Consider the following 22,315-nt stretch of genomic DNA (forward strand, 5'->3'; position numbering starts at 1 on the left):
GAAATAATAAAAAGGAGCGTCAAATGCAAGTGTCTATTGCCTATATGGTAGTTTTGTTAATCTGGTCTACTACCCCCTTAGCTATCGTTTGGAGTAGTGAATCAATCAATCCTACTATGGCTGTTCTTTTACGCATGCTGATCGCAGTAGTGTTAGGTGGCCTTATTATAGTTACCAGGAAAATAGCATTTCCTTGGCACCCAAAAGCGGTACGTTTATATGCTTTTTCTGCGTTAGGAATATTTGGTGGTATGTCATTCTCTTATCTTGCGGCGGGGTATTTATCTTCAGGAGTTTTATCATTAGTTTTTGGTTTAGCCCCAGCTTTCTCAGCTATCCTAGCACGAAGGATACTTGCAGAGCCTAAAATATCAGTGTTAAGAAAGTTATCTATGGCACTTTCTTTTGCTGGGTTAGGTTTAGTCTGCGCCAATAATTTATCATTAAGTTCTGACAGTATTTATGGTTTTATATTTGTTTTAATCGCCGTATTTTTATTTAGTTTAAGCAGTGTATTAGTTAAAAGTGTGTCATTAGCTATTCACCCTATGGCAACAACCGTTGGCGCACTGGCTTTATCTATGCCTTTATTTATTATCAATTGGCTTTTTTTGGATGGTAGTCTTGATACCGACCAATGGGAGCCAAGATCAATATGGGCAACATTATATCTAGGTATATTCGGTTCATTAATTGGCTTTGTCGCTTATTTTTTTGTATTGCAAAGATTAACAGCAAGTACCGTTGCCTTAATTACATTAATTACACCTGTTATCGCCTTAAGTTTAGGCGCAGTACTAAATAATGAAGTGATTCATAGCCAATTAATTGTTGGTGCACTATTAGTAATATCTGGATTGGCTATGTATCACTGGGGGGAGATTTTTGTTGTTAAATATCAACAAAAAAAAATTATACTTAGAAATAATGTAATGGATAAAGAGTAAACAACAATCATCAATAAGCAGCTGATTTATTTTGTTATTTTCCTTAACTACTATTTTGCTCAGTTGGCAAAGGAGCGTTAATATCAATTCCTGACAAATAGGTTATTCTAGAATGATCTGAACATTCATCTATATTGGTATCATCGCGCTCAAACCAGTTAAATTGATTTATTACCGGTATATTAGCTTCAATAGGTTTGTTAGAGCGAAAAAGTTTAGGTAACTTAATATTTGAAAAGTTCATAATGGCAATGTCCTGTCCTTGTTACTTGATAAAGCCGCGCCAACTTAGGCGCGGTTAAACTGTTTAAAAATGTTTAGTTACTTGCTACTAACTCTTTTAAAACAAGTTTATTAACAACATTGGTAACATCATTTGTATTCATTGCGATGGCAACAGCTAGATCACGCTCTGATTCCGATGCTACATTACCTTCCAGCGTAACAACGCCCTTATCAACTTCTACTTCGATGTCTAATCCACTGATCTGTGATTCAAACAACAACCTTGTTTTAACCACTGTTTCCACTTTAGAGTCCTTGAGATTTTGCATTATCTCAACATCTTTTCCTTGTGTATTATTATCATCAATAACCGATAACATATTATTAACTTTGGTGACACCTTCAAGAGAAGCTACCAGCTCTTCTGCTAAAGCTTTGTCGACAGAGTTTTTCACTTTACCTGTTAGAATAACGGTACCGTTTTTAACGTCGGTATTAATATCGAAAGAATTTAAATTGCCGTTAAATAGCAGTGTAGATTCAGCTTTTCCATCTATCCATGCATCTTTAGCATTATCTTTCCAAGTGTTTTCTGCACTAACATTTAAAGAAGCTGTACTAATAGCAGTCGCGATAATAATTGAAAGAGTTGTATTTTTCATATTTGTTCTCCTGTTAAAAGTTCATTAGTACTATTGCGAGTTTGATGCCAAACTTTAACGCATTGAAATATAATGAATAAATATAAACACTCAACAAAATCATCAAGCAAACAGTGTAACTATTACTGATACATTGGTAATAGTTACACTGTTGGAATTTTTAATCATAGAGTAGATAGGTCCGGCAGAAATATTACACTAAATGATAATAATGCTTGTATTTAATAGTGAAAACACTTGAAATACGTAAACATAAACAATAAAGCTCTGAAATTAAAAGAGTAAGACAAATATAATGAGCTTATACTAGTCTTAAATAAAGTTAAGGAGTTAATGTGTTAAAAGTATTATTGGTAGATGATGATACCGAGTTTACTGAAATTGCCTGTCAAATAATTGAGTTTTTAGGCCATGATATTAGTATCGCTAGTTGTCTGGAAGAAGCCTATGAATGGCTAGAAAACAATACGTTTGATCACATTCTTTTAGATTTTATGCTGCCAGATGGTAGTGGCTTACACCTAATAGATCACATTAAAAAATCAAACGATACCCCTTATATTACTCTAATTACTGGGCACCCTTTAGTTAAAGGCTTACTAGCTGGCTTATGCGGACCTAAAGTTAACTATATTGCTAAACCCATACAACGTGAAGACCTAGAGCAAGCCTTAACACGCCAGTCAAAGCAAACTAGCGAAACAAAGCATAACAGCACACTAGCTAAAAAACATTTTGATTGCCTTATTGGTGAATCGGCCGTGATGCAAGAAATGTATACTATGATATCTCGTATTGCGCTAACCAAAGCAAATGTGATGTTATTAGGTGAAAGTGGCGTAGGTAAAGAGTTAGTGGCGCAAGCTATTCATAGCGCAAGTAATTTAACAACAAAAAACGATGCTGAATTGGTTGCAACTAACTGTGGCGCATTAGCAAAAGACTTAATCGCTAGTGAACTATTTGGGCATGAAAAAGGCGCATTTACTGGCGCAATTACCAAAAAAGATGGCGTATTTTTACGTGCCGGTAATGGTACATTATTTTTAGATGAAATAACGGAAATGCCCATTGATATGCAACCAAACTTATTACGCGTACTCGAAAGTAATAAAATAACCCCTTTAGGTGGAACAAAAGAGATTGAAGTAAACTGCCGAGTTATTTCTGCCACTAACCGCTCTATTGAAGAAATAGCACAAAATAAAGTGTTAAGAGAAGATATTTATTTCAGACTGGCTGTTTTTCCTATTAACATTCCACCGCTAAGAAAACGAAAAGAAGATATTCCGTTATTAGCCAGAGTGTTTCTAGAAGAATTAAACGAAGAATATAACCGTAGCTATGAATGGAGTGCCGAACAAATTCAACGATTAACTGACTACGACTGGCCAGGAAATATTAGGGAAATGCGACACGCGATTCATCGTGCTTTTATTATGTCTGATCCCGACAGTAACAGTTTAGCTTTACCAAAAGACTTTCGTTCGCCCTTCTCGTCTATCACAGAAAAACAACATAATTTAAGTGCAGGTCGAACTATTGAAGATGTAGAGCGAGAGTTAATTAAAGTAACGCTTGATGATGTTGATGGTAATAAATCACTTGCTGCAAAAATGCTAGGCATTAGCACGAAAACTTTATATAACCGTTTACATGCCTACGGAGAATTTGAAGAATAATATTAATTGAACTAAAGATATCTTGGAGGAACCAGCAATGAAAGATGATGGAAGTAATATACAATCAGCGCAACCTGATTTAAATCAACTCGTTCATGACGCCCGAGGTCCATTAAATAGAATCTCTATGCAGGCAGAGCTTATTAAATTAGTACTTGAAAATGACATGCCACCTGAAAAAGCAATAGAGGCCGCAAACAAAATTCTTGTTTCATGCCAAGACTGTAGTCATACACTTGAGCAACTATTAGAAACAGCTAAAAGCTAAGGCAAGTTATTTATAATGTTCTACATTGAAAGATTATTAGCAAACAAAAAAGTCTCATGGAGTATAGTATTCTCTATTGTCAGTATCGTTATTGTGATCAATGTAATGCTATCAATAAAAACCATTGATGACTTATCAGTAGCGCAAAAAAGTATGGCTAATACTGGTGAAATAATTCTTAGTTTAGATAAACTTCATAACTTAGTGCTCTCTGCCGAAACAGGCCAACGTGGATATTTACTTACCGAAAACGAAGATTTTTTACAACCATACCAAAACGCCATTGATCACGTACTAAAACAAATAAAATTGGTTCAATCATTAAAGTCCGACATTGGTATACAAGCCAATAAAATTACTGAGTTAACTAACTTAGTTGAAATGAAAATGATAGAGCTAAGTGCAACGGTTGATCTAGCATTAGACGACAAAGAAAAACGTGCCGTCTCTATTGTGATGACTGGCCGTGGTAAAGACTTATACAAGAAAATGGAAAAACTGTTTAATGAGGTAAAATCTCGGGAAATATTATACCGCAATAGTTTATATAAAAAATTAGAAACCATTAAAACAGAAGCAAAATTTACTTTTAATGTGTCCGCAATTACCAGTTTTTTATTGCTGTTAGGGCTTGGTGCATTAGTACGACTCAATAATAGAAATGAGTTACGACATCGCCAGTCTTTAGAGGCTAAAAATGAAGAGTTAACTGAAAAAGTTAAACTACGCACCAAAGAGTTAACCATCTATTCTGAAGAGCTAGCACGTAGTAACCGTGAATTAGAAGACTTCGCTTTTGTTGCTTCACATGATCTTCAAGAGCCTTTGCGTAAAATTAGAGCATTTGGTGATAGGCTATCCTCTAATTATAACGAAGTAATAGATGAAAGAGGGTTAGACTTTATTGAACGTATGCGAAATGCTGCTGAACGTATGTCAAATTTAATCAGCGATTTATTAGAATATTCGCGCATTAATACCCGCGGTAAAGCCTTTGCAGCAGTACCACTGACACAAATTATCACTGACGTTATTGACGACTTAGAAGTATCTATTGAAGAAAGCTCAGCAATTATTGAGTATCAAGACTTACCTGAAATTAATGGTGATATATCACAGCTAAACCAGCTCTTTTTAAACTTACTCAGTAATGCGATAAAGTTTAGACAAGAAAACAAGATACCAAAAATTAGTATCAGCCATAGCCATGAGTCAGTATTTGATTCAATTCTAAATGCTGACATTCTTTGGAATATTATTACTGTACGCGATAATGGTATTGGCTTTGACCAAGAGTTTGAAGATAAAATATTTGTTCCCTTTCAACGCCTTCATGCAAGATCAGCTTACAAGGGAACAGGTATAGGTTTAGCTGTTTGTCGACGTATTGTTGAGCGCCATGGTGGTACAATTGATGTAAGAAGTGAGATAGGAAAAGGTACTTGTTTTACTATCCGTATTCCACAAAATTATATTGCTCCTAATAACTTAAATGTGATCAATGAACTGTAATCACATAAGTTTATCAATGCTAAAGGAAATTATTACATGAAAAAAAGTACACCGATTATCATATTAATGGCGGATGATGACGACGATGATCGCCTACTCACACAGGATGCACTGATAGAAAGCCGCGTGTTAAATGAACTTTATTTTGTAGAAGATGGCGTTGAACTGATCGAATACTTAACTCACACTGGTAAGTTTCAAGATAAAGTTAGCGCACCAAGACCCGGGCTTATCTTGCTAGATTTGAATATGCCACGCAAAGATGGGCGGGAAGCATTAAAAGAAATTAAAGCTGACCCTAACCTAAGAAGCATACCCGTTGTTATTTTAACTACATCAAAACAGGAAGAAGACATGATTAAAGGCTATGATCTTGGTGCTGCCTCCTATATTACTAAACCTGTTAATTTCGAAGGGCTAGTTGATTTAATGAAAGCGTTAGGTAAGTATTGGGTAGAATTTGTTGAACTTCCCTCATCAGAAAAAATGTCAAATAGTACAACGACAAACAATGATTAAATTAGGCCAATGATTAAGCTATGCCAAAGCTAACTAAACATATTTTGCTCGTTGAAGATGATGAAGATGATTATATTCTCACACTAGATTACCTTCAACAAATGCCAAACCACCACTTTAACGTTGATTGGGTAGATAACTCAATTGAAGCATTGGCGTTACTCAAAGAAAATAATCACGACATATGCTTACTTGACTATCAATTAGGCGGAGTAAACGGTTTATCAGTGCTTAAACAAACCAGTGGTGATGGCTGCACAGTACCAATTATTATGCTTACCGGCCAAACAGATACTGAATTAGATAATAATGCATTGGATGCCGGTGCCGTTGACTACTTAGTAAAATCTGAACTCAACAGTGCTAGATTTAACAGAGCAATACGTTACGCTTTAGCAAGGAAAGATATTGAAAACGAACGGGTTGAACGAATAAAAGCTGAAGCAAGAAGTCGCTCTAAAGATAAGTTTTTAGCGCACTTGAGTCATGAATTACGCACACCGCTGACCTCAATACTTGGGTACACCGAATTATTACTCAGCGATGATAGTAATAAAAAGATACAACCCGAATTAACCACTATATTAGATAACGGTAATCACTTATTAGGATTACTCAATAATGTACTCGATCTTTCTAAAATTGCTGCCGGAAAGTTTGAGCTGAATGCTACAACTATCTCCCTAGAGAGCTTTATTGCAGACGTTTATACACTAATGTCGATGGCAGCCCAAGATAAAGGTATCAATTTAACCTTATCAGCTAAATCAGCCTTACCCCTTGAAATTAATGCTGATTCGCTTAGATTACGCCAAGTATTGATCAATATTATTCATAATGCGATCAAGTTTACTAATCAAGGAACGGTGAATATTGACGTGTGGTTAGATGAGTTACTCGAACAACCGCGTTTGTATTTTGCTATAACCGATACGGGTATGGGGATTCCTGATAGTTTATTAGCAACAATCTTTAAACCTTTTGAACAAGTACAAGACATTGTGTCACGGAACGAAGAAGGCTCAGGGCTTGGCTTGTCCATTTGTAGTGAATTACTAAAGTATATGGGCGGTAATATTTCAGTAGAATCTAACGTTGGTGTTGGTAGTAAGTTTGTGGTTTGTATCGACCCAGGAAAAATAGCCGATACAGAACGTAAAAATTTAACTTTTAAACGTAGTGACTATAAATCGTCTACTGAAGTTCTCAATAAAATTTCAGGTAAAATACTGATTGTTGATGATATTGACGATATTAGACGATTACTTGGCTATGTGTGTCGATCTTTTGGGTTAGAAGTAAGTTATGCTAATAATGGTCAACAAGCCATCACTAAAATAGTGTCTGCAGACAAAGAAAACACGAAATATGATCTCGTCTTAATGGATATTCATATGCCGGTTTTAGATGGTAAGCGAACAATAAAACAATTAAGAGAAATGCATGTCAATACGCCAATAATTGCAATCACTGCAGCAACAATGAAAGGTGTACGGAAAGAACTCAAGGGGTTGGGCTTTAATGATGTAGTAGCGAAACCTATTGATAAATATGAATTACACAAAAAAATACAACAACAATTAAACCTTCAAATTTCTGCTCTTAACCAGACAAAGTCAGTAATATCATCTGTGCCCACAACACAAAACGATAAAGAAAACAAACCTAATCAACGCGTGTTACTGATTGAAGATGATATTGATGCTGCTGAAATAACTGCGTTATTACTGAGTACTATGGGTAAACACGTGCAAGTAGCAAACAATGCTGAACAAGCTAAAAATATTGTGAAAACCGATATAGATTGGCAACATATTTTAGTCGATATGAACTTACCTGATGGTAACGGGCTTGAATTAAGTTCATCATTAAAAACGCAATTGCCTAATACTATTATCACTATTGTTAGTGGTTATGAAGTATCCAAACAAGTAATAACCGAAAATGGCGCAAACAGCTCTCTTCTCAAGCCCGTTAATTTAACAATGTTACAACAGCTTTTTAATGAAGCTTAATTGTCGCTATGCGCAACTTTTATAGATAACAAAAGTACTAACATTGTGCAAATACTGCAAAGCACCCTGTAATATTTACCTACTCTTCGCTAGCACAGATAAAAAATCCAACACAAAACACTTAAAATACAACAAGTTAACATGTGGCTCAACAATTGCAATAATTAGAGATAAGTATCTTTAAGCGTTAAGTTAAGGATAACTATAATGTTAGATTGAGCATTAACTTTTGTACCTATGTCGTATTACTCATCATCTTATTGATAATAATGGCATTACAAAATAAAAATCCCCAAATTTAATTATTTTAAAATTTTTAAGGAGTACAAAATGAATACCAATAAAAGACTTTCAATAATGGCGATCTCATTTGCAGCAATACTAAGTTTAGCTGCCTGTAGTGATGATAAAGCAGAAGAAGCAGGCGAAACAGTTGATGATATGATTTCTAATACCAAAGATGCTGCCAAGAATACTGGTGACAAAATTCAAAAAGCAGTCACTGATACAGGCAATGCTATCGAAGATGCCTGTGAAGACGCAAAAGAGAAAATGGATACTGAAGATACCGACTGTTAATTTTGTAACTATAGATTAAAGTTAATAACTACTGAAATACTAATGACGTAGTTAAAAGCTTTAAGAATATGGTTTAGAAATTATAGCCTGATAAAGAGAGGCTAGTGTAATAACTAGCCTTTCTTACTAAATGACTAAATCAGCGTATGATTTATCCAAGCCCCCTATTTCATCGTAAAAATAAGAATGGAATTTATGTTATTAATAACGATTAAAAAAATATTTACGAAAGCTATTACTTGTTTATTTTTGAGTTTTGCCGCCGCGATTATAGTTCCTTTATGTACTTATACTTTTTTCATGTATCACTATCGTTCAAGACGTCATTTACGTAACTAAACGCTAAACAATCATCAACAGAGTTAAATCTTATTCATCCCCCACTTTTGAATATCCCTGACAAACGTTATTTTTATTAACCATAAAATATATTCAAGCGTTGTATACATAGCACTTCATATGTCTAAACAAGATCAAGTACATGTTAAATATTAATATATTTATCACTTAATCGTCTATTTGCTATTTGATTAAGGTAATATATAGCTACCTATTAAATTTTATTTGAATAATTTTTTATGAACGCTTTAGTTAACTTTTTTAAAACCATTTTCACTAGCCTCTGGCGAGTATTCACGATTACCCGCTCAGTAGTCCTTAATATTATTTTTATTGTATTTTTTATCGGCCTAATAGCCATGTTAAACACAGACTCTAAGAGTGTCACTGTACCGAATAATACCGCGCTTGTATTGAATTTGACCGGTGATTTAGTAGAACAAAAAAAAGAGGTTAATCCTTTAGATACTCTATTAGTCGAAGCACTAGGTGAAAAAGAAGGTAATCCTGAAGTTTTACTTTCAGATTTACTCGAGGTTATCACCAAAGCTAAAAATGATGATCGGGTGCAAATATTAGTATTACAGTTACAAGGACTTGGTTCAGCCGGTTTAGCAAAACTACAAGATGTTGGTGCTGCACTAGTTGACTTTAAAAACTCAGGTAAAAAAGTTATTGCGCTAGGTGATCAATATACACAAGATCAATATTACCTTGCCAGTTATGCTGATGATATTTGGTTAAATACCGAAGGCTATATGTTACTTGAAGGTTACGGTAGATATGGAATGTATTTTAAATCAGCGTTAGAAAAGCTATCAATAAACCAACATATTTTTCGTGTTGGAACTTTTAAATCAGCAGTAGAGCCTTTCTTACGTGACGACATGTCTGACGCGGCAAAAGAAGCAAATGAACTATGGCTAAATGATTTATGGACTCAGTATAAAAGTGATGTTGCACAACAAAGAGATTTTGATATTGAAAATTTTGATGAAAGTATTGAAGATTTAGTCAAAAAAATAGAACAAGCCAACGGCAGTTTTGCTGATTATGCCCTGAATAATCACTGGGTTGATCAATTGAAAACCCGTACTCAAATGCGTGATGAATTAATTGAACTGGTTGGTAAAAATAAAAAAGGTGATAGCTATAGTCATATTGGCTTTAAAGATTACTTATCTCTTATAAATCTTGATAAAACCTTTGATCAAAGTACCGCCCTTGCCCAATTAGATAAAGTTGCCGTAATAGTTGCTAAAGGTACTATTTTAAATGGTGTGCAAAAGCCAGGAACTATTGGTGGTGATTCAACAGCAGCCTTATTACGTAAAGCACGAGAAAATAAAAATGTAAAAGCGGTGGTACTGCGTGTTGATAGCCCTGGTGGTAGCGCTTTTGCTTCTGAAATAATTCGTCAAGAAGTCGAATTATTAAAACTTGCAGGTAAGCCTGTTGTTGCTTCAATGGGTACTTATGCTGCTTCAGGTGGTTACTGGATATCAGCTCCTGCAAATAAAATTTATGCCTCTCCTGCTACTATTACTGGCTCTATTGGTATTTTTGGTATGATGATGACCTTTGAAGACTCACTCAGTAAGATAGGCGTTTATACTGATGGTGTCGGAACAACAGATATCGCGGGCTTTGGTCCAACTCGACCATTAACTGAAGGTATGGCACAGCTATTTCAACTTTCTATCAATAAAGGTTACCAAGATTTTATTACCTTAGTAGCAGAAAATAGAGACATGACTTTAGCGCAAGTAGATTCTATTGCTCAAGGTCGTGTTTGGTCAGGTGCAAAAGCGAAAGAATTAGGCTTAGTTGATGAATTAGGTAATTTAAACGATGCCATTATTGCTGCTGCTAACTTAGCAAATATTGAACAATACGATACGTTATTAATTGAAAAAGAAGTATCTGAACGGGATAAATTTCTTCAAAAGATGATAGGTGAAGCGCAATCATTTATGTTTGTCGACACTTTATTACCGCTTGATAGCGACTTATCAGCTCCACAAAGTGTTAATGCAAAACCAATGACACAATTTATTGAACAAATGCAAAAGGAAATAACCAAGATGAATCAATTTAATGATCCACAAGGCATGTATACTTTATGTTTAGCGTGTAACGTTCAATAATGATGCTTAAAAAGAAAAAAATCTACGTTGCCTACACTGGTGGCACAATTGGAATGAAAAAAAGTGATCAAGGATATATTCCTGTTAAAGGTCACTTAACAGACTCTATTCATGCATTACCTGAGTTTTATCGCGAGGAGATGCCAGAGTTTACCATTAACGAATATCATCCGTTAATTGATTCATCCAATATGACACCAAGTGATTGGCAACGTATCGCTAATGATATAAAAAAACATTATGATGATTATGATGGCTTTGTTGTATTACATGGCACGGATACTATGGCTTACACTAGTTCAGCCTTGTCATTTATGTTTGAAAATTTAAACAAACCCATTATTGTCACCGGCTCTCAAATACCGCTTAGTCAATTGCGTTCTGATGGCCAGGTTAATGTGCTAAACTCCCTGTATATAGCAGCTAATTACCCTATTAATGAAGTGGGTTTATTTTTTAATAATAAGCTTTACCGCGGCAACCGCTCAATAAAAGCTTATGCCGATGGTTTTAATGCCTTTGATTCACCGAATATGCCGCCATTAATTGAAGCGGGTATTAATATTAACGTGATCGCGGGGAAAATTTCAGATCAATGTGTATATGCACCTCCCGTAATTGTTCGCGATATTACACCTCAACCCATTGGTGTTGTGCATTTGTACCCAGGCATTAGTAGCGATGTTATAGAGAATGTTATTAGGCAACCAGTAAAAGCTCTAATAATCAGAAGTTATGGCGTTGGCAATGCGCCACAAGATCCCGCGCTGCTCGCTTGTTTAACTAAAGCGAAACAGCAAGAAATTGTGGTGATTAATTGTAGTCAATGCATTAAAGGTATGGTTAATATGTCAGGCTATGCAACAGGCAATGCCCTGAATCAAGCAGGTGTTATTAGTGGCCATGATATGACATTAGAAGCAACATTAACTAAGCTTCACTATTTGCTTAGTCAAAATTTAAGTTATGCGAAAACGTGTCATTTGATGGAAGTGAATTTACGAGGCGAATTAACAAGTTAGCCCCCTACCAAGTTTTTTTATATTTAGATAAATAAACAGCAAGCAAAAAATAATTATTATATAAAAATTTTGAATTTGTATTTGTGAAATTAGTACATGTATGATGAAAAGAGCATAAGTATTTTTTCATAACCATAGCAAGGTTAAAAAGGATGATTAACTGAAATAACAAGAATCACTATGTTGGATATTTTATTATATTTGGTAAATATAGGTTACGGAGTTACGCTTGCAGGTGTCATTATATTTGTAGCTACAGCGTTTAGACAAAGTATCTTGTGGGGGTTGGGCTGCTTATTTTTCCCGCCGATTACAATTATATTCTTATACATATATTGGCAGGAAGCTAAAATTCCATTTTTTATGTGGCTAGTAGGTATAGGATTAATTTTGATTTCTATAATTTTAGGAAGTTAAATTATACTTATTATCTACTATTCATAATATAAGTACGAGTGTAAATTATACATATATTGATTGAATATCGAACTATTATTGACAATCATAAATAGAATATTAGTATTTTTTATGAGCGATATTAACCGAAATATTTATAAGGATGAAATATGAAGTTAACTTTAAATAGTATTTTTTTAGGCGCACTTTTAGCGATTTCTACATTTTACAGTAATACCAGTCATGCTGATGGATTCAAATTAACAGCTTGTCATGGTTGTGATGCAGAAAATACAAAGTCAGCAGCCTTAAATGCATATGAAATAACTCAAAATGGAATTAGTTATGTTGTTGATAAGAAAAACAATTCATTTAGAAAATATACAGTTTACACTGAATGGACCAATACTGGAGATCATAATGTTCCTGTCAGGCGAGGTATAGAGAGAACATTAACTAGTTTAGAACAAGAAGCGGGTACTGAATTACTTGAAGGCATTAGCGAACTTTATTCCGGAAAACAATACCGAAACAGTCATTCTGGTGAATTAATTGCGGATATTGTAATAGCAAGTGGTCCTAATGGAGATAGCGCTTATGATTTCATTAAAACAAGCAAGATGAGATCTGATTTGTATCAACTGCATTTAGCAACAAAAGTAAATGCGTTTTCCGTTGTTGTTAACAGCATTACATCTAAACTAAGTTTAGGATCTATTCACTTAAAAGATATAAAATTGGGCATTAAGTTAATTTTTAATGATGATAGTCTTTTGACAGTTATTCCTAATCCACAAACAGAAACATATGACATTGTTGCTAATTCTGCTCGGGAGTCAGATGGGAATACAATTCCACTATCTAAAGCTGTTGTAAATGGAAATTATATTTTTTCGTCAAAAGAAAATACCCAAAGTTTTAGTCAATATTTGGGGTATTGGGGAATTACACTTCAATGGGAACACTCATGTATTCCAGTTACTGTCTCTTGTGTAGAAAGAGAAGGAGGAGGTTTAATTTGTTTAGGAAGCTGTATGTAATTAAAAATCAATGTATTCATTTAAATAAAACAATATAAAGGCTTTTAATTAGTAATGCCGTTCACTATCGGTAAACGGCATTAGCAGTTTTAACTGAGCAGCCATGCTTATTTAGGTTATTATTAAACAAATACTTTCTTTAATCGAATCAATAATTCAACATCTGACGCATTTAATTTTCCTAATGCTAACCAATCAATTAAACGTTTATTTAAATCAATAATACCTGATGATTGCATTTGTTCTTGTATTAACTTTACTTGTACTGCCATTCGTTGTGACGCAAGTTCATCAGGTGATTCAACTTGAGCCAAAATTTCCAGCTCTAATGTTTTTTCAGCACGTTCATTTGGATCAGCCTGCTCTGTGGTCAAACATAGATCTGATAATCGTTTTTGCCAAAAATTCGTTAGCGCTTGATACTCAGGTAAACTAATAAGATTTTCAGCCATAATTTCTGACTTTGCCACTTTCTCAAGCATAATAAATAAACTCTGCCAACTTTCCTTTTCTTCTTCGGCGATTATATGTTCAATTTTTTTATTAAGCTGTTTTATAAATACTTCAATCTCGCTGGCCACTGATTTAATAACAGGTTTATTGGCAATCACTTGTGATAATAATTCTTCCGCCTGTGTTTTAGCATTAATAATAGTATTTTTTTCTATACTGTTTTCTTTACTATCGTCGGCTACATCATTAAGACTTACTTTTATATCAATAAGCGTTTTATTAAACGCTTCAGCTACCTGCGCTAATTCTGATTTTTGCTCAGACTTAGCCTGATCTCGTTTGGCGAACACTTGATCATTAATCGCTCTAAACTTTTGCCAAAGTTTAGACTCTTGATGAGCACCAGCAAAACTAATCTCACGCCATTGTGCTTGTAATTTTTTAACATTTTCGATTGCTTGATAGGTATCTTCATTAGCAAGCTGTTGTTCCGCTTCTACAATTAATGCTTGTTTTTTATTACTATTAGCATCGTGAAAAGCCTTAATTGCATTTTTGATAGGTTGGATGATATTTTTAAATTGCTTAAACAGTTTTTGATACTGCTCCCTATCAACCTCACCTGCTTGCTGCCAGCGTTGTTGTAATTTATTTAATTTTCCATCAATTGCTTTAAAGTCTACTGTAGTGCTGTCAGTATTTTCAGGTTGTAACATTTCTGCTAAGTCTTGCGCTTGAGTTATTATTTCATTACGAGTAACTAAATGTTGCGCTCGCATTTTCTCTTGTTCAGCATAAAATAAGCGACATGGCGCGAATGCTTGTTCACACGCAAGGTTAAACTGCTCATTTAACTCTTTATCAATGTCTTCATCTGCGTGGCCTAATGAATTCCACGTTTTTCTGTATTGCTTTACTTTATTCGCTTGCGCATTAGGATCATCTAACGGTGTTGTTACTAAAGCATTTATTTCAACTAATAACTCTTGTTTGCGTGGCGTTGCAATATAATGTTCCCAATCGCTAATTTCGGCCATTCTTTTACTGACATTATCAAAATCACGCTGTAATTGTTGCTGTTGTTGGATCGATAATAAGGTAATTGCTTGATTAACACCTTTAAATAAACCGAAACAAACTTTGTACTTGCCGCCAAGTAATAAACGTTTTAAATCAATCAATTTTTTCTTAGTTTGCTCAAATAATTTTTTTTGCTCTTGCTGCAAAGGTCGTAAGCCATTTTGCCAACTCTGTGTAATCTCTTTATAAGACTCAGTAATAGACTGTGGCAACACACCGTGTGCCTTTTTATTTACCGCTTTGTAATTACTTAACCAATCATTATATGTTTGTTGACGTTCATTTAACTCATTAAGTGATTCAGGTAACGTCAATTGAGAAATATTGGAAATAAGGTAAGTTGCTTCACTTACCGATTGAGCAATTTCAGGCAATTGCGTTAATCGTACTCTCAATTGTTCGCTTTTTTGTAAAAACTCATTTTGTTCTTTATTGTTTAAAACACTTGCAGTGATATTATCGTTAAGTGTATCCAAGGTGGTTAGAAATTTCTCTTCTGTATTGTTATCACCCTGTTTATCAGAAGTTGCCCCTTCTATGCTACCATCGAAAACTGCTGCGGTTATTTTTTCATTTAACTGAGCAATAGTTTTATTAAAACGTTCTTTCGCTGAATTTTTTTCGTTAAGCAATTTTTCTGCAATTTTTGCTTGTTGGTATGCCTCTTCTTTTGGCGCAAAAATTTGCGTTAGTTGCCCCATAATTTTATTAAATTTATTTAATAAAATTTCTTGCTCCTCTTTTGGTAAACAAGTTATATCAGAATTATCTTGCTCCCACGCTTCGACTAACACTGATTTGTTTGTTAAGTAATGTGCATAATCTGATTGATCTTTCAGTGCTAATAACTTTGAAAGTATTAATTGTTTTTGTTTTAGTACGCGTATAGGCTTTTCTTTTTCTTCAATTAGCTGTGATAAACGGGTGTTGATAACTTGAACAACTTCATCATTTATTGCTTTTTTACTTAACTTTGTTAGTAATGACACATCGTTGAGTTCATTAAGTTCTAGCGACATTAAGTGCTTTTGTATTTCAGCTGATTGTTTTTTAGTAAACGTTTGTAATAGAAATTGCGCTGTATTTTTATTGTGAACCAAAATTTCAAATAAGCTTACCACCAAACACGGTTCATTTTCATGATCAAGCCATTGGTTTAACACCGAACTATCAACACCAAGTTCTTGATTGGTTTTTGTTGATTCAATTACTTTAGATAAAAAATCCTGTTTTTCATTGGTGGATAAAATAATATTATGTTTGCCAGATAAAATATCTTGTACTTGCGCTTTAGCAAATGATCTTACATTTTTATTATTATTAACAACACTCTCGTTCAAATAGTGCTCTAAACTATTGAGTTTTAATAACACAGCACGACGGACTAATTCGCTATCATCGTCATGTAGTAACGATAATAATACCGCTTTATCCTCACTATTATTATTAGTTAATTCATCATTTATAGCGCCGATACGTACATTGCTATCTTTATGTTGCCAGCTTTTTTTACTTTTAAACAAATTGAAAATCATAGGAAATCACATTTTGATGATAAATAAACATCCAATACTTCTAAGAAAAATGAATTAGAAAATATACTTTTGATTATTATAGGTTGGTAAAATGAGCAATATCGCTCTTAATTGAACTTTCATTTTCTGAGTTAGCTATGGAGCTTGCGCTAACAGTTTCTTCTTTAGTATTGGAGGAAAATTGTTCTTTTAATTGACGTTTATTTTTGTGTACCATTTGACCATCACTACCAATGGTTAACATTTCATCACTATTTAAGTGACGAGCCTGATAGGCCATAATTAATTGTAGCGCGGTATCACGTTGAGCTTGTTCTACCACAGTGCCTTCTGGCCATTTACCCGTTTCAGCTGCACATTTTAGACGTAAATACATTGCCTCTGGCATATGTTCAATTGTATCTTGTAAATTCATAAGAGACTCAGGTTATTTTTTTCGTTTAAAGAGAAGTAATTTTACTCGGATAACTAAATACATAATAAAACCAATAATGGTACAAATCATCGCTAATGTATGTTGCCAAGTGCCTTGTTCAACATTATCCCAAAACATAAACAAAAAGCCGCCACAAAACATTAACATAGCAACAAAAGAATAATTCATTAATCGTTGTGCTTTATTAATTCTATTGACGCGATTTATACTAGCGATCTTTTCACTGTCTAATGCTTGTAAAGCTAATCCACAGTGGCTACAGTCTTTTGCTTTATCTGATATTTTTTTTTTGCAACTAGGGCAATTAATTACTGCCATTTTGATAAACCTTTGTAACGCATTATTTTATCAATATTCTACCCTTTTTCAGGCAAAAAAAAACGTCCCTAAAGACGTTTTTTACTATTATTTCTCTTAATACAGCACTATGGCTCGTTAATCTTGTTACTCTTAGCTTTTGCTAAACGATTTTCCCAAAATGTTGCATTTTTAATCCCTAGTTTCTGTGGATCAAAAGTATATTTATCAACATTGGCTTTTTGTTGTTCTTCATAATCTTTTAACGCTTTTATCGCGGGTTTCGACATAAAGAAAATGATGATAATACCAATAATATTTAACCAAGCCATTAGCCCAACACCGATGTCACCTAAGCCCCAAGCAATATTAGCAGCTTTCACAGTACCATAAAAAGTAGCGATCATAATGACGGCTTTTAGGATAAATACTGCCCCTGGGAGTTTAAACGTTCGCTTAATGTAGTAAATATTATTTTCAGCAATAAAGTAATATGCCAATATAGTTGTAAAGGCAAAGAAGAATAATGCCAAAGCAACAAAAGGTTTACCCACGCCAGTAAAAACACTTTCCACTGCAATTTGCGTAAACTCTGGACCATTGGCTGCAATATCACTTGCTACATTCTGCACAATAAATCCATCACCTACACCATGAACATTATAAGCACCGGTAATAATAATCATAAATGCAGTAGCAGAACAAATAAATAGCGTATCGATATATACTGAGAATGATTGTACTAACCCTTGCTGAGCAGGATGATCAACTTCAGCTGCAGCTGCGGCATGAGGCCCAGTACCTTGACCAGCTTCATTAGAATAGACACCACGTTTAACCCCCCAACCTATTGCAGCACCAAAACCGGCCATTGGCGTAAAGGCATCACTAATAATCATCATAAATGCTCTGGGTAGTTCAGTGATATTTAACGCGATAATAATTAATGAAATTAAAATATAGGCTAGCGCCATAAATGGCACAACAACTTGTGTAAAATTAGCGATCCGTTTAATACCACCAAAAATGATAAAACCAAGCAATAATACTATACCTGTTGCTGTATAGAGTTTGGCATAACTTATTACACCAATGCCTGTTGCAATACTGCCACTATTAGAAAATACTTGCTCTACAGCTGTACCTATTGTATTCGATTGCACGGTAGGTAATAACACACCCGTAGCAAGAATTGTGGCTATGGCAAAAGTCCATGCATACCATTTTTGTCCCATTGCTTTTTCAATATAATAAGCGGGACCGCCATAATATTTACCATCATGCTCTTCTTTATAAATTTGTGCATTAGCAGATTCAATATAGGCTGTCGCGGCACCAAAAAAAGCAACTATCCACATCCAAAAAACTGCACCTGGCCCACCAAAACCTATAGCTGCAGCTACACCAGCGATATTACCAGCACCAACACGACCAGATAAAGATACGGCTAAAGCTTGAAACGATGATATGCCCTTTTCTGAACTTTGGCCTGACATTAATAAACGCCACATTTCTGAAAACTGTCGTACTTGAACAAAACGTGTTAACACAGTAAAAAACAAACCCGCACCTAAGCACAGGTAGATCAGAGCACTACTCCAAATATAACCATTAATAGTATTGACTAAATCTTGCACGTAAACTTCCTCTTTATTTTTATTATTTTATACACTTATTAAATAGTGTTTAGTTTGAAAATGTATTCGTCAATTTATATGTTCTAGTGACATTTTCATTGACGAATACAGTAAAGCGTTATCTATCTTAAGTCATCAACCATGTGATAGATACCTGTTAAGAAGTCACGTCCTAGTAGACTACTTCGAATATCAGACCAACCTACACTATAATCAGGAAGTAAGTCATTATCTTTAAAAGGCATTTCAATAGTATAAGCTAAGCATTTAAATTGGTTACCGACCCAATTTGTTCCAACTGTAGGGTTTGCTTGACCAGGCTCATCTTTGTCGTAACCACGTTCATCTTGAAATTCAGGTGTTAATGACAATAAAATGCTTTTAAACTTGTCTTCAAGTGCTTTATGGCGTTCATCATAATTAACTACACCTTCACAACCTGCTACAAAGTTAACAGGTAATGCTTCATCACCATGTACGTCTAAAAACATATCAACACCTGTTTCAAGCATTTTTTCACGTACTAAATAAACTTCAGGACTTCTCTCCATTGAAGGCGATAACCATTCACGGTTTAAGTTGGTACCTACAGCATTGGTACGCAGGTGACCACGAACACTGCCATCGGGATTCATGTTAGGCACAATATAAAATACTGCTTTATTTAATAAGGCACGTGCAACACCATCATCTTCATCAAGTAAACGATCTAGAAATCCTTCAATAAACCACTCGGCCATGGTTTCACCTGGATGTTGACGTGCTGTTAACCAAATAACACGCTTCCCCTCACCTTCTTCACCAATTTTTAATAAACTAACATCTCTGCCATCAATTGTTTGGCCTAACACTTGTAACTGACAGTCAAGATCCATTTGGGCATTATGTAATAAGTCTTGATGACGTTCATAACTGTAAGGTGAGAAGTAAGCGAAATAAACAGAATCAAATTCAGGAGTCATCGTTATTGTTAATTTATCACCATCAAAGGTGGTAGGAACACGAAACCAATGGTCACGATCATACGATGCTACCGCTTGATAACCTTTCCAACCCTCAACATAAGCGGATTTTCCAGCATTAATAATATTAAGAACATGTTCTTGACGAGTATTACTTGGACTAGTATCTGTCTGGAGTTTGAAATGAAACCACTGATAAAATTCAGATTGATTATCGTGTTTTATTTCTAATTGAATATTGTTGATATTACTTGCATCAATAACACGGATATTACCGCTGTCAAAGTTGTCAGATATTTGCATAAAATTGAAAGCCTTTTTCTTTCATACCGACTTATCTATTGCTCGGTATGGACTAAAGAGTAAGGAAACAGTGTACACAAACATAAATAAGATCACTATAGAGATCTTAAATAAAGACCAAGTTCAGAAGAATACCCTAAAGATTTGCCAATAACTGTATTTTCTTCGTCGATAACATAGTAACTAGGGTATGCAGTAATTAAAAAAGCATTTTTAATTTCTTCATTTCCCAGTGCTATAGGAAAAGTTAATTTTTTGTCTTTTGAAAAATCAGATACTTCACTAAGCTTTCTATAATCTAACGCAACTGCAATAACATCAATATTGCTATTTTTTTCATACAGTGATTGCAAATTACTAATACTGACATGACAAATTCTACACCACGGCGCAAAAAAATAAATAATTGTTTTTTTACCTTGTGAATTTAATGACACTGTCTCGCCTAACAGTGTTGGCACTTGCGTAAATGACAATGCACTCGTTGGCGTTATTTTAGTATCAGAAGATAGCATGCTGGTTTCGCGAAGATAAGATACAGTTTGAAAAACGACAACAACAATCAACGCTTGAATGAACAAATTACGGAGTGTAGTAAGCAAGTGAATATTCCTTTAAATTTTAGGTTACAAGGAGTAGACCCGATAAGTGATAATTTATTACAGAAATATTTCAATAGATAATAAAAAGAGCTATTAATAAAGTGTTAATAGCTCTTTCCAAAGGATTATCGTTAGTATCAATGTAGTTCCATTACTATTCTAAATAACGATTTAACGCCACCCTAAATAGTTGTTTACCATTAACCTAAATAACTATTTATCGTCAATCCGAACAACGACTTATTGTCATCCTGAACTTGATTCAGGCTCTCTTTCTTTACAAAATTAGCTGTACGAGATTCCGTATTAAGTCACCTACGGAATAACGACGTAAAGTAATAACGACAATAATGACTAACGGTAATTTACGAACTAATTAACCAATTTTGGTTAAGCCATTCATATAAGGTTGTAATGCTGTTGGAATATTAATACTACCATCGGCTTGTTGGTAATTCTCTAATACCGCAACTAACGTTCGACCTACGGCTAAACCAGAGCCATTTAAAGTATGTAATAATTCTGGTTTATTAGTTTCACTATTACGGAAACGAGCTTGCATACGACGCGCTTGGAAAGCCCCCATATTTGAACAAGAAGAAATTTCTCGGTAAGTATTTTGTGCTGGTAACCAAACTTCTAAATCAAATGTTTTAGTTGCGCTAAAACCTACATCACCACTACACAATGCCATAGTACGATACGGTAACTCTAATTTTTCCAGAATAGCTTCTGCATGACTAGTTAATTCATCTAGTGCTTCAAATGAATTTTCAGGTTTCACCAACTGCACCATTTCTACTTTATCAAACTGATGCTGGCGAATTAGACCTCTGATATCACGTCCACCTGAGCCAGCTTCACTACGGAAACAAGGTGTGTGCGCGGTCATTTTTATTGGTAATTCTGATTCTTCAACAATTTCATCACGGTACATATTAGTTAACGGTACTTCTGATGTAGGTATTAAAGAGAATTTTTTACCTGATAAATCGGTATGAAATAAATCTTCACCAAACTTTGGCAATTGTCCAGTACCATATAAAGAATTAGCATTAACTAAGTATGGTACGTACATTTCTTGATAACCATGCTCTTCTGTGTGCATATCAAGCATAAATTGCGCTAATGCACGGTGTAACTTAGCGATTTTACCGCGCATTACAGCAAAACGTGTGCCTGCTAATTTTGCACCGCTTTCAAAGTCTAATCCTTTATCGACAGAGAAGCCTAAGTCTACGTGGTCTTTAACTTCAAAATCAAATTCACGTGGTGTACCCCAACGCTTAATTTCAACGTTATCCTCTTCATCTTTACCTTCTGGTACTGATTCATCTAATAAATTAGGTATTGCGCTGGCAATATCATTAATTTTAGCAAGTACTTCATCTTGCTCGGCTTTAGCAGCGTCTAAGTCATTACCAAGTTGGCTAACAGCAGCAAGTAATGGGGCAATATCTTCACCGCGGGCTTTTGCTTGACCAATAGATTTCGAACGGGTATTACGTTCATTTTGTAAATCTTGGGTTTTAACTTGAATCGCTTTACGTTGTTCTTCTAGCGCATTTAGGGTTTCAATATCAAGGGTAAAACCACGCTTTGCCAGTTGTGTGGCAATGTTATCTGTATCTGTTCTAAGTTGTTTGGCATCAAGCAT

The 22,315-nt window shown here is 34.6% G+C and carries 20 protein-coding genes; 11 read left to right on the forward strand and 9 right to left on the reverse strand.

The window, feature by feature from the left end; translation table 11 throughout:
• Window positions 1–23: 23 nt before the first annotated feature.
• Complete coding sequence (locus tag KO509_RS15085; protein WP_215974102.1) at window positions 24–947, forward strand: DMT family transporter; 924 nt, start codon at window positions 24–26, stop codon at window positions 945–947.
• A gap of 43 nt (window positions 948–990) precedes the next feature.
• Here KO509_RS15085 and KO509_RS15090 read toward each other — a convergent pair whose 3' ends face one another.
• Together KO509_RS15090 and KO509_RS15095 are read right to left on the reverse strand one after the other, a co-directional pair.
• Entirely contained in the window at window positions 991–1,191 is a 201-nt protein-coding gene (locus KO509_RS15090; protein ID WP_215974103.1) for a hypothetical protein, read from the reverse strand.
• A 73-nt stretch (window positions 1,192–1,264) separates the two neighbouring features.
• Complete coding sequence (locus tag KO509_RS15095) at window positions 1,265–1,834, reverse strand: BON domain-containing protein (protein WP_215974104.1); 570 nt, start codon at window positions 1,832–1,834, stop codon at window positions 1,265–1,267.
• 335 nt (window positions 1,835–2,169) lie between these two features.
• Between KO509_RS15095 and KO509_RS15100 the strand changes: the two genes are divergently transcribed.
• From KO509_RS15100 to KO509_RS15145, 10 genes are all read left to right on the forward strand, one after another.
• Complete coding sequence (locus KO509_RS15100; protein ID WP_215974105.1) at window positions 2,170–3,516, forward strand: sigma-54 dependent transcriptional regulator; 1,347 nt, start codon at window positions 2,170–2,172, stop codon at window positions 3,514–3,516.
• A gap of 37 nt (window positions 3,517–3,553) precedes the next feature.
• Window positions 3,554–3,784 (forward strand): histidine kinase, encoded by a 231-nt coding sequence (locus tag KO509_RS15105; RefSeq protein ID WP_215974106.1) that lies wholly within the window; start codon window positions 3,554–3,556, stop codon window positions 3,782–3,784.
• A gap of 15 nt (window positions 3,785–3,799) precedes the next feature.
• Window positions 3,800–5,296, forward strand: a complete 1,497-nt coding sequence (locus tag KO509_RS15110) for a sensor histidine kinase (protein ID WP_215974107.1) — start codon at window positions 3,800–3,802, stop codon at window positions 5,294–5,296.
• A 36-nt stretch (window positions 5,297–5,332) separates the two neighbouring features.
• Window positions 5,333–5,815, forward strand: a complete 483-nt coding sequence (locus KO509_RS15115) for a response regulator (protein ID WP_215974108.1) — start codon at window positions 5,333–5,335, stop codon at window positions 5,813–5,815.
• Window positions 5,816–5,835: 20 nt separating this feature from the next.
• On the forward strand, window positions 5,836–7,830 hold the full coding sequence (locus KO509_RS15120) for a response regulator (protein ID WP_215974109.1): 1,995 nt from the start codon (window positions 5,836–5,838) through the stop codon (window positions 7,828–7,830).
• A gap of 330 nt (window positions 7,831–8,160) precedes the next feature.
• Window positions 8,161–8,409 carry a hypothetical protein gene (locus tag KO509_RS15125; protein WP_215974110.1) on the forward strand — a complete coding sequence of 83 codons (249 nt, stop codon included), beginning with the start codon at window positions 8,161–8,163 and terminating at the stop codon, window positions 8,407–8,409.
• 578 nt (window positions 8,410–8,987) lie between these two features.
• Entirely contained in the window at window positions 8,988–10,895 is a 1,908-nt protein-coding gene (sppA, locus tag KO509_RS15130; protein ID WP_215974111.1) for a signal peptide peptidase SppA, read from the forward strand.
• A gap of 2 nt (window positions 10,896–10,897) precedes the next feature.
• Window positions 10,898–11,917 (forward strand): asparaginase, encoded by a 1,020-nt coding sequence (gene ansA, locus KO509_RS15135; protein WP_215974136.1) that lies wholly within the window; start codon window positions 10,898–10,900, stop codon window positions 11,915–11,917.
• A 180-nt stretch (window positions 11,918–12,097) separates the two neighbouring features.
• Entirely contained in the window at window positions 12,098–12,334 is a 237-nt protein-coding gene (locus tag KO509_RS15140; protein WP_215974112.1) for a hypothetical protein, read from the forward strand.
• Window positions 12,335–12,483: 149 nt separating this feature from the next.
• Complete coding sequence (locus KO509_RS15145) at window positions 12,484–13,353, forward strand: hypothetical protein (protein WP_215974113.1); 870 nt, start codon at window positions 12,484–12,486, stop codon at window positions 13,351–13,353.
• A gap of 122 nt (window positions 13,354–13,475) precedes the next feature.
• Here the strand turns inward: KO509_RS15145 and KO509_RS15150 are convergent, their stop codons facing one another.
• The 7 genes from KO509_RS15150 to serS form a co-directional block, all read right to left on the reverse strand.
• Window positions 13,476–16,421, reverse strand: a complete 2,946-nt coding sequence (locus KO509_RS15150) for a DUF349 domain-containing protein (RefSeq protein WP_215974114.1) — start codon at window positions 16,419–16,421, stop codon at window positions 13,476–13,478.
• A 76-nt stretch (window positions 16,422–16,497) separates the two neighbouring features.
• Window positions 16,498–16,836, reverse strand: a complete 339-nt coding sequence (locus KO509_RS15155; protein WP_215974115.1) for a DUF1315 family protein — start codon at window positions 16,834–16,836, stop codon at window positions 16,498–16,500.
• 12 nt (window positions 16,837–16,848) lie between these two features.
• Window positions 16,849–17,175 (reverse strand): hypothetical protein, encoded by a 327-nt coding sequence (locus tag KO509_RS15160; RefSeq protein ID WP_215974116.1) that lies wholly within the window; start codon window positions 17,173–17,175, stop codon window positions 16,849–16,851.
• A gap of 107 nt (window positions 17,176–17,282) precedes the next feature.
• Complete coding sequence (locus KO509_RS15165) at window positions 17,283–18,791, reverse strand: alanine/glycine:cation symporter family protein (RefSeq protein WP_215974117.1); 1,509 nt, start codon at window positions 18,789–18,791, stop codon at window positions 17,283–17,285.
• A 122-nt stretch (window positions 18,792–18,913) separates the two neighbouring features.
• Window positions 18,914–20,056 carry a M14-type cytosolic carboxypeptidase gene (locus KO509_RS15170; protein ID WP_215974118.1) on the reverse strand — a complete coding sequence of 381 codons (1,143 nt, stop codon included), beginning with the start codon at window positions 20,054–20,056 and terminating at the stop codon, window positions 18,914–18,916.
• Between the two features lie 95 nt (window positions 20,057–20,151).
• The gene (locus KO509_RS15175) at window positions 20,152–20,658 is read right to left on the reverse strand and encodes a TlpA disulfide reductase family protein (RefSeq protein ID WP_252727622.1); all 507 of its coding nucleotides are present in this window, start codon (window positions 20,656–20,658) and stop codon (window positions 20,152–20,154) included.
• Between the two features lie 376 nt (window positions 20,659–21,034).
• Window positions 21,035–22,315 carry a serine--tRNA ligase gene (gene serS / locus KO509_RS15180; protein WP_215974119.1) on the reverse strand — a complete coding sequence of 427 codons (1,281 nt, stop codon included), beginning with the start codon at window positions 22,313–22,315 and terminating at the stop codon, window positions 21,035–21,037.

Origin of the sequence: Colwellia sp. C2M11 (assembly GCF_018860915.1) — a bacterium.
GTDB lineage: Bacteria > Pseudomonadota > Gammaproteobacteria > Enterobacterales > Alteromonadaceae > Colwellia.

Bases quoted from the DNA above. Each gene is read 5' to 3' on its own strand.
- KO509_RS15085 (WP_215974102.1), top strand. From the start codon at position 24: ATGCAAGTGTCTATTGCCTATATGGTAGTTTTGTTAATCTGGTCTACT.
- KO509_RS15090 (WP_215974103.1), bottom strand. From the start codon at position 1,191: ATGAACTTTTCAAATATTAAGTTACCTAAACTTTTTCGCTCTAACAAA.
- KO509_RS15095 (WP_215974104.1), bottom strand. From the start codon at position 1,834: ATGAAAAATACAACTCTTTCAATTATTATCGCGACTGCTATTAGTACA.
- KO509_RS15105 (WP_215974106.1), top strand. From the start codon at position 3,554: ATGAAAGATGATGGAAGTAATATACAATCAGCGCAACCTGATTTAAAT.
- KO509_RS15110 (WP_215974107.1), top strand. From the start codon at position 3,800: ATGTTCTACATTGAAAGATTATTAGCAAACAAAAAAGTCTCATGGAGT.
- KO509_RS15115 (WP_215974108.1), top strand. From the start codon at position 5,333: ATGAAAAAAAGTACACCGATTATCATATTAATGGCGGATGATGACGAC.
- KO509_RS15120 (WP_215974109.1), top strand. From the start codon at position 5,836: ATGCCAAAGCTAACTAAACATATTTTGCTCGTTGAAGATGATGAAGAT.
- KO509_RS15125 (WP_215974110.1), top strand. From the start codon at position 8,161: ATGAATACCAATAAAAGACTTTCAATAATGGCGATCTCATTTGCAGCA.
- sppA (WP_215974111.1), top strand. From the start codon at position 8,988: ATGAACGCTTTAGTTAACTTTTTTAAAACCATTTTCACTAGCCTCTGG.
- ansA (WP_215974136.1), top strand. From the start codon at position 10,898: ATGCTTAAAAAGAAAAAAATCTACGTTGCCTACACTGGTGGCACAATT.
- KO509_RS15140 (WP_215974112.1), top strand. From the start codon at position 12,098: ATGTTGGATATTTTATTATATTTGGTAAATATAGGTTACGGAGTTACG.
- KO509_RS15145 (WP_215974113.1), top strand. From the start codon at position 12,484: ATGAAGTTAACTTTAAATAGTATTTTTTTAGGCGCACTTTTAGCGATT.
- KO509_RS15150 (WP_215974114.1), bottom strand. From the start codon at position 16,421: ATGATTTTCAATTTGTTTAAAAGTAAAAAAAGCTGGCAACATAAAGAT.
- KO509_RS15155 (WP_215974115.1), bottom strand. From the start codon at position 16,836: ATGAATTTACAAGATACAATTGAACATATGCCAGAGGCAATGTATTTA.
- KO509_RS15160 (WP_215974116.1), bottom strand. From the start codon at position 17,175: ATGGCAGTAATTAATTGCCCTAGTTGCAAAAAAAAAATATCAGATAAA.
- KO509_RS15170 (WP_215974118.1), bottom strand. From the start codon at position 20,056: ATGCAAATATCTGACAACTTTGACAGCGGTAATATCCGTGTTATTGAT.
- serS (WP_215974119.1), bottom strand. From the start codon at position 22,315: ATGCTTGATGCCAAACAACTTAGAACAGATACAGATAACATTGCCACA.